This is a genomic window from Lysinibacillus sp. BPa_S21 (genome assembly GCF_023337795.1).
Lineage (GTDB): Bacteria > Bacillota > Bacilli > Bacillales_A > Planococcaceae > Lysinibacillus.
This window is the reverse complement of record NZ_JALIRS010000018.1, coordinates 47,019-59,183: the sequence shown is the minus strand read 5'-3', so window position 1 is coordinate 59,183 and position 12,165 is coordinate 47,019. Positions and strand designations below refer to the sequence as shown.

The following is a 12,165-nucleotide window of genomic DNA, read 5'->3' as shown; positions in this document are numbered from 1 at the left end:
AGCCAGGATCAAACTCTCCATAAAAAGAAATTTGATTAGCTCAAATTGTTTTGCTGGCATCATGTTTGATGTCCAAAATTGTGTTTTGTTCACTAACTCAAGGTTAGCTACTAAAAACTTTATTGATTACGTTTTGCTTGTTCAGTTTTCAAGGTTCATATCGTCGTTGTTTTAACTCAACAACTTTTATATTATAACACTTTTGTTTTTCGTTGTCAACTCTTTTTTTAGAAGTATTTTTACCTCGTTTCAAAAGTAGCAACTCTTATATAATACCACTCTAGGATTTCAATGTCAACATCTTTTTTAGATGTCTTTTTAAATCCGTTTCATTTCTTGCGTCGTCTTAACGACAAGTAATAATTTATCACGATTCCAATACAACCGCAAGTGTTTTTTGCTATAAATTTATCTTTTTTTATAAATTTAGAATTAGTGAGCTATTTTACGGTTTTTCGAGCACTAAATAATTCTTATAATCTTCTAGCTATCACTATATTTGTTTTACTATACATCTCTTTCTCATAAATCTCAACAATCAACAAACTAAATAAGAAGAATATAAAAATAGTTCCTTTTCCAACGATACTTTCTTACGCTTTCCTTTGTAAAGCATTTAAAATATCAAATACACATTGTTACTCTAACAAATACTTAACTGCGAAAAAAAGGAGCCAAAGTGATTCTCCTGCACCTCGACTCCTACTTATTCATGTTTATTACTGTTTAACTTATTGTTTTGCTAAACAAAACTAGAAAAAAGAAATCATACTAAGATACAATACTATGCTCCCTTTTCAAATGCGGTAGTCAAAATTAGAAAGTTACAAACCTACCAATTTTAATTACTTTGTTTATCAACAATGTCTAGGCACCAAGTGAAATTATCCCATGCCGAATACCAGCCGCTGAAAATTTCCGAGGAATCATCCCAACGGACATCGAATTTCTTCTGACCGTTTATATCCACTAAATATAAAGAAAGAGTTGGATCTGACTTAGAAACCGCCAATTTCATACCATGTTCAAGCTCTTCTTCAGTTAACAGAACATCTGAGACTGAGCGTACTTGTGCCTGTTCAAATACTGGTTTGTTAAAGATTTTATAATTCATTATAAGCCTCCATTAAACTTCTAATAATTTCTATTTCTACTTTATGTGCAAATTATAGAACTCTAAAAGTATACCTTATATTCGTTCATCATTTAAATACTCTACTTAATTCTTTTAATTTTAACATCCGGTAGAGATAGAAAACAGGAGTCTTAGCGCTTTTCTGCACCTCGACTCCTGCTTTTAACCCGAAATAACTATTTAGTAATATGACGCATCGTTGGGAATAATAATACGTCGCGAATTGATGGTGAATTTGTAAGAAGCATGATTAAGCGGTCGATACCAATACCTAATCCACCTGTTGGAGGCATACCATATTCTAATGCTTCAATGAAATCATTGTCCATTTCGTGCGCTTCATCATTACCCGCTGCTTTTTCAGCTAACTGAGCTTCAAAACGTTCACGTTGGTCTATAGGATCATTTAGTTCTGTAAAGGCATTTGCATGCTCACGTCGAACGATAAATAGTTCGAAACGGTCTGTGAAACGCTCGTCCTCTGGATTTTTCTTTGCTAGAGGTGAGATTTCTACTGGGTGACCGTAAACAAATGTAGGCTGAACAAGCGTCTCCTCAATCTTTTGCTCGAAGAACTCATTAATAATATGCCCTACCTCATGTGTTTCCTTAACTTCTACTCCATGCTCTTTAGCAAGCGCTTGTGCTTGTTCCTTCGTCATAGGTTGCCAGAAGTCTACACCAGTAGCTTCTTTTACTGCATCTACCATATGAACTCGTTTCCAGCCTACAGCAAGATTAATCTCATCTTCACCGTATTGAACTGTAGTAGTACCTAGAACCTCTTTAGCTACATGAGCAATAAGGTTTTCAGTTAGAGACATAATATCTTTGTAATCCGCATAAGCTTCATACAGCTCTATCATTGTGAATTCAGGATTGTGACGTGTTGAAATCCCTTCATTTCGGAAAACACGACCAATTTCGTACACTTTCTCTAGTCCACCAACAATAAGACGTTTCAAATGCAGTTCGATTGCAATACGCATATATAATTCCATATCAAGTGCATTATGGTGTGTAATAAACGGACGAGCCGCTGCACCACCAGCTATTGTATGAAGCATTGGTGTTTCAACTTCTAAATACCCTGCGTTATCTAAATAATTGCGAATAGCACGGATAATTTTAGAACGTGTAATGAATGTTGTTTTACTATCCTCATTCGTCATTAAATCTAAATAACGTTGACGGTAACGTTGCTCAACGTCTTGTAAGCCGTGGAATTTTTCTGGCATAGGACGTAAAGCTTTTGATAGGAATGTAAATTCTTCAGCTTTTACTGAAAGCTCCCCTACTTGTGTTCGGAATACATTACCACGAATCCCTACGATATCGCCTAGGTCAGCTTGTTTAAATAATTCATATGCTTCTTCGCCAACATGATCTTGACGAACGTAAATTTGAATTTGGCCACCTAAATCTTGAATATGTGCAAAGCCCGCTTTCCCTTTACCGCGTTTTGTCATAATACGACCCGCAATAATTACCTCTTGTAGGTTTTCTTCCAGCTGCTCTTTTGTTTGATCTGCAAATTGTTCACGCACTTCAGTTGATAAATGCGTACGTTCAAAACGACTACCAAATGGATCTTGACCATTATCTCGAATAGCCGTCATTTTTTGGCGTCTCACCAAAAGCTGATCATTTAATTCTTCTATGTTTGACACTTGTTTCACTCCTTATTAAATTGTCCGTGTTGCGTTTACGTCCATAATATTTCTATTGTACACAATTTTATTGTTGTAATCATCTGTTTCGGTTTAATTTCCATAACAGAAGAAATAATTAATAATTCTAAAAACTAATGTTGACAGAAAAATAGACGTCTCAAAACGAACAGTGAGACGCCTCTTTCATTTAATCTTTATACCTTGGCATAATTGCGTATGAAATCAGATGAAAGAAGTTATATAATTAATTCTTTCGTTCCTGGTACTATTAATTTAGATTCAAGCTCTTCATAGTCTTGTACAAGTCCATTTAATAATACACGAAGCTCTGCCGCAGTTTCTGTTTGGTTAATCTCTTTTCGCGCTTTACCGTTACCGCGAATACCTTTTAAATACCACGAAGCATGTTTACGCATTTCACGTACGGCCACAGATTCTCCCTTTAATTGCATAAGGCGTTCAAAGTGAAGCAAGCATACATCAATTTTTTCACGTACACTTGGCTCTTCCTTTAGCTCACCAGTTTCAAGGTATTGAACTGTACGATAAATCATCCACGGATTCCCTAAAGCAGCGCGTCCAATCATGACTGCATCTACCCCAGTAGTATCAAGCATACGTTTTGCATCTTGGGGCGTTTCTACATCACCATTACCGAGCACAGGAATCTTTACATTTTCCTTTACTTGACGAATGATATCCCAATTCGCTTTTCCTTCGTACATTTGCACACGAGTACGTCCATGAACAGCTATCGCTGAAGCACCAGCGCGTTCGGCAGCTTGTGCGTTCTCAACTGCAAAGATATGCTCGTCATCCCAACCAATACGCATTTTTACGCTGACAGGTTTTTTAACCGCATCGACAACAGCCGCTACCATTTCATATAATTTATCCGGGTCTAAAAGTAAACGAGCGCCCGCTTCACATTTAATAATTTTATTCACTGGACAGCCCATATTAATATCGATAATGTCAGCAGTTGTATTTTCATCTACATACTTAGCCGCTTCCACTAGCGTCGTCTTATCCCCACCAAAAATTTGCAACGAAAGTGGATTTTCACGCTCATCAATATATAGCATACCTAATGTTTTCTCGTTCTTTTGGACAATTCCTTTATCACTAATCATTTCTGCATATACTAGCCCTGCTCCGAACTCCTTAACAGTTAAACGGAAAGCAGAGTTACAAATCCCTGCCATTGGCGCTAATACGACACGGTTGTCCATGACTATATCGCCAATTTGAAACGGCTTCTCCGTTGTCTGACTCAATGTTGTCCTCCTTCTATAGGTTTTCACCTATTTCTATATATATCTATCGTTAATGCTATGCAATTATAGGTAATACACCAATAATCCTTGACCACTGGATTAGCAACTTAATGAACGGACTGCATCATTTTCAGCTCTGCTGTTGCTTGCCATAAAGTAACGCCTTCCTCTTCACAGTCCAACTGTTCCATTATATCATGTGCCCTTTGCAGTTGTTTTCCAACTGGTACAGGCGTAATTTCTATCAATGGTACTAACACGAAAGCTCGCTCATACATTCTTGGATGCGGAACAATTAAGCTTTCTGTTTCAATATTTTCGTGATTGAAGAGCAAAATGTCAAGGTCTATGATCCGAGGACCCCATCGAAATTCACGAACACGTCCTAGTTCACTTTCAACCCACTGGCAAGTTTTTAGCATTTCGGAAGATGAATAACTCGTTTTAATATGAACAGCAATATTTAAAAAGTCTGCTTGGTCGGTGTAGCCTACGGCAGCTGTTTCATAAACAGATGAAATGTGTACAACTTCAATTTCCTCTTTGCCTTTTAAAAGGCTAACAGCATGTTGTAAATTGTCCAATCGATCTCCCATATTTGTACCAATCGATAAATACACATCATTCATTAGTAATCACCTCTCGTTACCTCTACCGATACTTCTTTATAATAGCCATGGATTGGTGGGTCTGGTTTAATAAGCTCCACGCGAACACCCTTAACCTTTTCTGGGTACGTTTCTAAAATACAATTTGCTATTTTCGATACAAGTGCTTCAATAAGCTTGAATGGCTCGCCTTCTACGATATCACGGCATAATGCATAAACCTCTGCATAATTCACCGTGTAATCCAAGTCATCAGTCTCTCCAGCCTTTGTCATATCTACAGCAAGTGAAACATTAGCACGGAAGCGTTGACCGAGTGTTGTTTCTGCTGCCAAAACACCATGATACCCATAAAACTGCATATCTTTTAAATGAATATAGTCCATCACGCTTCCTCCTTGTAAATACGTTTACCAACTAAAATATCAGCCATATGTGTAGCTCGTGCCATTTCCTTTACATCATGCACACGAATCATATGACATCCTTTTTCAATACCGTAAACAACTGTTGCACCTGTACCTTCAATACGCTCCTCAACAGGCAGCTTTAAGACATTACCAATCATCGATTTGCGTGAAGTCGCTAGTAAAACAGGATAACCCATTGCTACTAAATCCTCTAAATGCTGCATCATTTTTATATTTTGAGCGGTAGTTTTCGCAAAGCCTATACCCGGATCTAAAATAATATGATTGTCTGGTATACCTGCATTTCGGGCAATAGCAATACTTTTCTCTAAGTCTGCCTTTGCAGTCATCCAGAAATCAGCACCATAATCAGTGTTATCTCGATTATGCATTAAAATAATAGGTACATTTAAATCTGCAGCAACCTGTGCAATATCAGGTTCAGCTTGCGCTCCCCAAATATCGTTAATAATATGCGCACCAGCTTTAATGGCTGCACGAGCTACGTTCGCTTTATACGTATCAACAGATATAATTGCTGGCACTTCGGCTACTAATGCTTGAATAACTGGTACAATTCGCGCAATTTCATCTTCATCGGAAATACGCTCATAACCTGGCCGTGTTGATTCCCCGCCAACATCAATAATTTTAGCACCCTCTGCTACCATTTTTTTCGCTTGTACAACTGCAGCTTCAACCTTATTGTACTTTCCTCCGTCTGAAAATGAATCCGGTGTGACATTTAAAATACCCATCACAAAAGTTTCTGCTGTATAGTCTAACGTGATACCGTTAATTGTTAATGGTGTTTTATATTTTTCTAGCATGTTAACTCTCCTTCTATTCTTGTCCCACTTCATTGACAAATGCTTCATGTAAACGCGAATAAACAGGTCCTTTATTGCCTAATAATTGCTGGCTCTCTAATGTAAGGATTGGAACAAGCTCTTGTATAGAGTTAGTAATAAAGCACTCTGAGCTTTGCTCTATATCCTCTCTAGTAAAGAAACCTTCTTTCACCTTAATCCCCAGAGATTGTGCTCGCTCAATTACCCACGCTCGGATAATTCCAGGTAAAATACCAGTCTCTAAAGAAGGCGTATATAGTATATCATCTTTCACCCAAAAGATATTTGATGTTATCCCTTCAGCAACAAAGCCCTCTTCCGTTAAAAAGAAGCCCTCTTGTTGCGCTAAAGATGGCATCTCAAAACGTCCAAGAACGTTATTGCCATAATGGTGCGACTTTACTCGGAGCCCTTTTTCAGGTGTGTTACGCGGTGTTACAAGCCATTGTGCGTTTTTTTCCATACCTCGAGGTGTATCATGTAATTCTTTGCGAAAAACAATAATATTCGGATTTCTATATTCAGTAGGTTGTAAACCTATACTATGCTCTCCAGCTGAGACATTTATACGGAAATATCCATCCTGTCCATTGGCCTGTTCATTTAATTGTTGAACAACCTTTAACAAATCCTCTTCAGCATACGGCATATGAATACGATATTGAGAAAGCGCGTTTTGCAACCTTTCCATATGCGCTTCCCAGCAAAACACCTTTCCCTTATACGTTCGAAACGTTTCAAAAAAGCCTAACCCGTATAAAAATCCATGATCAAATGGTGAAATGCGCAAATCCTGCGCCGCCATGTAGTCTCCATTCATCCAGCACAGCATCTACTTTGCTCCCCCAACATACAAATCTACAAATTGGCGTAGAAGTTTTTTACCTTGCTCCGTCATAATCGATTCAGGATGATATTGCACTCCCTCAATTGGATAGTCCTTATGACGTATACCCATAATTTCGCCTTCTTCTGTCCATGCCGTCACTTCAAAACACGCCGGTAATGTTTCTTTTTCTACTATTAACGAATGATAGCGTGTTGCGGCAAATGGATTTGGCATCCCTTTATGCAAACCTATTTCATCATGTAACACCGGTGATGTTTTACCATGCATCAAACGCTCAGCCCGTATAACATTCCCTCCGAATACTTGAGCAATAGCCTGATGGCCAAGACAAACGCCTAAAATCGGAATATTTCCCGCGAAATACTTAATAATGTTCAGACTTTCACCCGCTTCATTCGGGCTACATGGGCCTGGCGAAATAACAATCATATCTGGAGCAAGCCGCTCTATATCTTTCACTGTCAATACATCGTTTCTCTTGACCACTAATTCATGGCCAAACTCCCCGAAATATTGTGCAAGGTTATACGTAAAAGAATCGTAGTTATCAATCATTAAAATCATTTTGCTCGCTCCTCTGCCATTGCCTTTGCTTGCCACATTGCTTTCGCTTTATTCAAAGATTCTTGGTATTCTCTTTCCGGAACAGAATCAATAACAATCCCTGCTCCAGCCTGAATATGCGCTACTCCATCTTTAACAAATGCTGTACGAATAACGATATTAAATTCCATATCACCAGTAAAGCCTAGCCAGCCAATTGAACCCGTATATAATCCTCGTCTTACAGGTTCTAATTCTTCAATAATCTCCATCGTACGAATTTTCGGTGCACCCGTTATTGTCCCACCCGGGAACATAGCACGGATAACGTCTGCATTGGTTTTCCCTTCAGCTATTTCTCCTCGTACATTGGAGACAATGTGCATCACATGTGAGTAGCGTTCAATTACCATGAACTCATCTACTTCAACCGTCCCGTATGTAGATACTCTCCCTAAATCATTACGCTCTAAATCAACAAGCATTACATGTTCAGCACGTTCCTTATCGTTATCAATCAATTCCTGCGCTAATGCTAAATCCTCTTCCTCGGATCTTCCTCTAGGTCGTGTACCAGCGATTGGTCGAGTAGACAACTCATTACCGTGACGCTTCACCAAAAGCTCAGGAGAACCAGAAACAACAGCAAAATCCGGAGCTTCTATATAAGCCATGTACGGTGAAGGATTAAATGCACGTAATGCTTCATATACATCCATAGCAGTCGCCTTTAACTTTTTAGATTGACGTACTGACAAATTCACTTGAAATACATCACCTTGCGCTATGTATGTTTGGATTTTACTTACCGCTTCCTCAAAGGCAGTTCCAGCAAATGATACTAATAATTCACTTTCGTCATTTACTATTTCTACAGCGCTTGTTTTTTCAAATTTACGTCTAAGCAGTCCTTCTTGTGCGGCCACTTGCCACTCATTAGCCCATTCTTCCAAATTCACATTACAGTCTGTTAGCTTCATAAGCGTTACTTTATTTGTTTTCGCATCGTGTACTGCCCAGCAATCAAAAATATAAAAATAAATATCTGGTATATGTAGATCATCTACAGCATTATTAGGTAACATTTCAATTTTACGAGCATAATCGTATGCAACAAATCCGATAGCTCCACCTTGAAAAACAGGAAGCTCCGCATTATATAAAATGTGATAGTTCTCCACTAATTTCTCTAACAAAGCAAGAGGCTCACCGATTAAATTTTCCATCTCACCATTTCGCCAATTTACAAGCAAACCATTCTCGATCGATTGTGCTGTAGCTAGCGGATTCCAAGCAGCTATTGTAAAATTCCCTCCGCGTCCACTTTCTAAAAATACATGTGCTTGTTCTGCTTCTGTTTGCTTCTTATAACTATAAAAAAACGAGTCTGCATCCATCGATATTGTTTTCGTCAGTATTGTCTTCAAGTTGCTATTCCCCTTTAAGTCATATGATGTGATTCCATCTTAACGTGAATATTGCCTGGAAGCGAATATTTTTCAATTTAAGCACTGTATGTTTCTACATTCGGAAAGATATAAATAACAACAAAAAAAGACTCCTCTTAAAGGAGCCTTACGAACAAATAGATTAGTCTTCAAATTGATATAAAGGTGTAGATAAATAACGTTCTCCGTTAGAAGGTACGATTGCAAGAACATTCGAGCCCTTCCCTAAACGTTTTGCCGCTTCAATCGCAACATGAATAGCTGCACCTGATGAAATACCGCATAAAATGCCTTCTTCACGCGCTACTTTACGAGCTACCTCGAAAGCAATCTCATTTTCAACCGGGGCTACAGAAGAATAGACATCTGTATCTAACACTTCTGGTACGAAGCCAGCTCCAATACCTTGAATTTTATGAGGCCCTGGTTGCCCACCTGAAAGCACTGGTGAATCTTTTGGCTCAACCGCAATAATCTCAATATCCCGATATTTCTCTTTTAGCACTGCCCCCGCACCCGTAATTGTACCACCAGTACCGACACCAGCAACAAATGCATCTAATTTTAAACCATCAAATGCTTCTACAATTTCCGGACCAGTTGTTAAACGGTGAACAACAGCATTAGCTGGGTTCGTGAATTGCTGTGGTAAGAAGTAGCCTTGTTCAACAGATAATTCTTCTGCTTTTGCAATTGCCCCTTTCATACCTGCTGGCCCAGGTGTTAATACAAGCTCTGCACCATATGCACGTAATAAGTTACGACGCTCTAAGCTCATTGTTTCTGGCATTACTAAAATCGCTTTATAACCTTTAGCGGCAGCAATCATCGCAAGACCAATACCCGTGTTACCAGAAGTAGGTTCGATAATTGTACCACCTGGCTTTAATGTACCGTCTTTTTCAGCCGCTTCAATCATCGCTAAAGCTAAACGGTCTTTCACTGAGCTTCCCGGGTTAAAATATTCTAATTTTACATAAACAGTACCTTCGTTTTCACCTGTTGCATGATTTAACTTAACAATTGGTGTTTTACCAACTAATTCAGCTACTGAGTTTGCTAATCTACTCATATATCAATCCACTCCTAATCCCTACTATTTTTATAGGTTTTACTTAATTTTGATTTTATCAATTTTTCCATTCGATTGTCAATAAATATAACTTATATTTTCAGAATATTTATTGACATCGTTCCATAAACCTTTTCATCTTGTCGAAATTCTTCATAAGATTTTTAACCGACATATGCGAATGAAGGGAAATAAAAATCTGCTCAATATCCTAGGGGTGACGTTACTCCATTGACGCTAAACGTCTGCAGGGGTTCCCCTGACTCACTTTCCCCGCAGATATCTTGCAGATTCTTTAACTTCTTTCAGTAGATGTTTTTTTGTAACGAAAGAGCTTAGTGACAGATACAGAAGCCTCCCACCTCTAAAGATGGTGAACTGAAAGAAGTTAAAGCCTTCGATCTGCAGGCTACAATTATGTTATGCCATAATTGATACTCATTTCAGAGCAATCTGTTATTTACCTTTTTTCGATTCACCATAATACCAAGTTGCATTAAATTCAGACCAAAACGTTTCCGGTGTAACATGTTGTGGCAATTGCTCTAACGCGAGCTCACGTTCAATATGTTCTTTCACATCGTCATATGTAAAGGATTGTCCTTCTGTTATCTCTTGAACTTGTACAATTCCGTAATGACCATTAGCAAGCTTAAATGCTTTACTAACCTCATTTGCTTTTAAAGCCTTTACTGCTTTTAAAATGGCAGGATCGACATTTTCTTGATTTTCTGTAAGGAAACCAATATCTCCACCTAAGCTAGCTGACGCACTATCTACTGAAATTTCACGTGCTAGCACCGAAAAATCAGCGGGATCTTTTATTTCACTTAATGCTTCCTCAGCAGCTTTTTTTGAATTCACTTCTATAAGATTCGTACGATAGCTTGTCTTCGTATTGTACAGTGCCTGATTTTCCTCATAATATTTTTTAATACTACCTTTTTTTATAACCACATCTTTTGTCAGTACCTTATCCAAAATAAGCTGTGAGCGGATTTTTTGTCGCAGCTGCTCTGAAGAAAGGTTTTGCATCGCAGTATCAAATTTATCTTGAGCAGAACGCATTAAGGCTAATTCTAAATCAATCTCCTTATCCGTTACTTGTATTTTAAACTTTTTAGCTGCCTTCTCCATTACCGATTCATTCACTAAATTTTGTAACGTCTCTTTACCATAGCGTTCTTCCATGGCAACCATCCACTGTTGACGTGTAATACTATCCCCGTCAACGGTAGCGACTTGCTCGTCGCTACCTATTTCCTGGTCTTTATTAGGAATTAACCAAGTAATGAACCATAAAATGTTTCCTAATAATAAGATTGCAATAACTGTTAAAGCCGGTTTTGTCTTAAGACGGCGTTGCAATAAGGGCGTTTGGTTGGGTGTTGTAGTGGTTACAGGTCGTCGATTACGCGTTGAGCTCATCGATAAATCCTTCTAACTCTTCTTTTGAGAAGTAGTATTTTTCTAAACAGAAGTGACATTCTGCTTCTGCTTCACCATCTTCTTCAATCATTTCTCTAATTTCCTGTGTCCCTAACCCTAAAATCGCTGCACCAAATCGCTCTTTTGAACATTGACATTTAAATTCTACCGGCATGGAATCTAAAATTTGTAGATGACCTTTTCCTAATACAGCTTCTAAAATTTGTTCAGGTGTAAAACCTTTTTCAATCATTTTTGAAACAGGCTCTATTGTAGAAAGATGCTGCTCAATTTCATTGATTGTTTCTTCCTCACAACCTGGCATTAATTGAAGGATAAAGCCACCAGCTGCCAGAATTGTGTTATCAGGGTTTACTAAAACGCCTAATCCAACTGACGAAGGTACCTGCTCTGACGTAGCAAAATAGTAAGTAAAGTCCTCAGCAATTTCACCTGATACAATCGGTGTTTGTCCAGAGAACATATCTCTTAAGCCTAGATCTTTTACGATTGTTAATGCACCCTCAGTTCCAACACCTGCTCGAACATCAAGCTTGCCGTGCTCATTTAAATCGAAATGAACGTGAGGATTTGTTACAAAGCCACGAACTTCACCATGCGCGTTACTGTCAATTACCATTGGACCGATTGGACCGTTCCCCTCAATTTTAACGGTGATTTTTTCCTCACCCTTTAACATAGCGCCCATCATCACCGTAGCAGTCATAGAACGGCCTAGGGCAGCCGATACAACAGGCCATGTATTATGACGACGTTGCGCTTCTCCTACAGTTGCTGTTGTACAAGCTGCAAAAACGCGAACCTGTCCGTTAAACCCTAAACCTCGTACTAAATAGTCTTTCATAAATG

The 12,165-nt window shown here is 38.5% G+C and carries 12 protein-coding genes; all 12 read right to left on the bottom strand.

What is annotated here, in order from left to right; genetic code table 11:
* Nucleotides 1-841: 841 nt before the first annotated feature.
* On the bottom strand, nucleotides 842-1,114 hold the full coding sequence (locus MOK21_RS21945; RefSeq protein ID WP_249076073.1) for a hypothetical protein: 273 nt from the start codon (nucleotides 1,112-1,114) through the stop codon (nucleotides 842-844).
* A gap of 197 nt (nucleotides 1,115-1,311) precedes the next feature.
* Nucleotides 1,312-2,814, bottom strand: coding sequence for a lysine--tRNA ligase (gene lysS, locus MOK21_RS21940; RefSeq protein WP_308221953.1), 1,503 nt, complete (start codon nucleotides 2,812-2,814; stop codon nucleotides 1,312-1,314).
* A 230-nt stretch (nucleotides 2,815-3,044) separates the two neighbouring features.
* Nucleotides 3,045-4,085 (bottom strand): tRNA dihydrouridine synthase DusB, encoded by a 1,041-nt coding sequence (gene dusB, locus MOK21_RS21935; RefSeq protein ID WP_249076072.1) that lies wholly within the window; start codon nucleotides 4,083-4,085, stop codon nucleotides 3,045-3,047.
* Between the two features lie 107 nt (nucleotides 4,086-4,192).
* Nucleotides 4,193-4,714: a 2-amino-4-hydroxy-6-hydroxymethyldihydropteridine diphosphokinase gene (gene folK, locus MOK21_RS21930; RefSeq protein WP_249076071.1), complete on the bottom strand. Its 522-nt coding sequence runs from the start codon at nucleotides 4,712-4,714 to the stop codon at nucleotides 4,193-4,195.
* Nucleotides 4,714-5,079: a dihydroneopterin aldolase gene (gene folB / locus MOK21_RS21925; RefSeq protein ID WP_249076070.1), complete on the bottom strand. Its 366-nt coding sequence runs from the start codon at nucleotides 5,077-5,079 to the stop codon at nucleotides 4,714-4,716. The genes folK and folB overlap by 1 nt, the downstream gene beginning before the upstream one ends.
* The gene (gene folP, locus MOK21_RS21920; RefSeq protein WP_249076069.1) at nucleotides 5,079-5,933 is read right to left on the bottom strand and encodes a dihydropteroate synthase; all 855 of its coding nucleotides are present in this window, start codon (nucleotides 5,931-5,933) and stop codon (nucleotides 5,079-5,081) included. Before folP ends, folB begins: the two co-directional genes overlap by 1 nt.
* Nucleotides 5,934-5,946: 13 nt before the next feature.
* Nucleotides 5,947-6,786, bottom strand: a complete 840-nt coding sequence (pabC, locus tag MOK21_RS21915) for an aminodeoxychorismate lyase (protein ID WP_249076068.1) — start codon at nucleotides 6,784-6,786, stop codon at nucleotides 5,947-5,949.
* Nucleotides 6,787-7,368 carry an aminodeoxychorismate/anthranilate synthase component II gene (gene pabA, locus MOK21_RS21910; protein ID WP_249076067.1) on the bottom strand — a complete coding sequence of 194 codons (582 nt, stop codon included), beginning with the start codon at nucleotides 7,366-7,368 and terminating at the stop codon, nucleotides 6,787-6,789.
* The gene (locus MOK21_RS21905; RefSeq protein ID WP_374110275.1) at nucleotides 7,365-8,774 is read right to left on the bottom strand and encodes an anthranilate synthase component I family protein; all 1,410 of its coding nucleotides are present in this window, start codon (nucleotides 8,772-8,774) and stop codon (nucleotides 7,365-7,367) included. The genes pabA and MOK21_RS21905 overlap by 4 nt, the downstream gene beginning before the upstream one ends.
* 163 nt (nucleotides 8,775-8,937) lie before the next feature.
* Nucleotides 8,938-9,867, bottom strand: coding sequence for a cysteine synthase A (gene cysK, locus MOK21_RS21900; RefSeq protein ID WP_249076066.1), 930 nt, complete (start codon nucleotides 9,865-9,867; stop codon nucleotides 8,938-8,940).
* 456 nt (nucleotides 9,868-10,323) lie between these two features.
* A complete protein-coding gene (locus tag MOK21_RS21895; RefSeq protein ID WP_249076065.1) occupies nucleotides 10,324-11,295 on the bottom strand; it encodes a peptidyl-prolyl cis-trans isomerase in 972 nt (323 codons plus the stop codon).
* Entirely contained in the window at nucleotides 11,279-12,160 is an 882-nt protein-coding gene (hslO, locus tag MOK21_RS21890; protein WP_249076064.1) for an Hsp33 family molecular chaperone HslO, read from the bottom strand. The genes MOK21_RS21895 and hslO overlap by 17 nt, the downstream gene beginning before the upstream one ends.
* Between the last annotated feature and the right edge of the window lie 5 nt (nucleotides 12,161-12,165).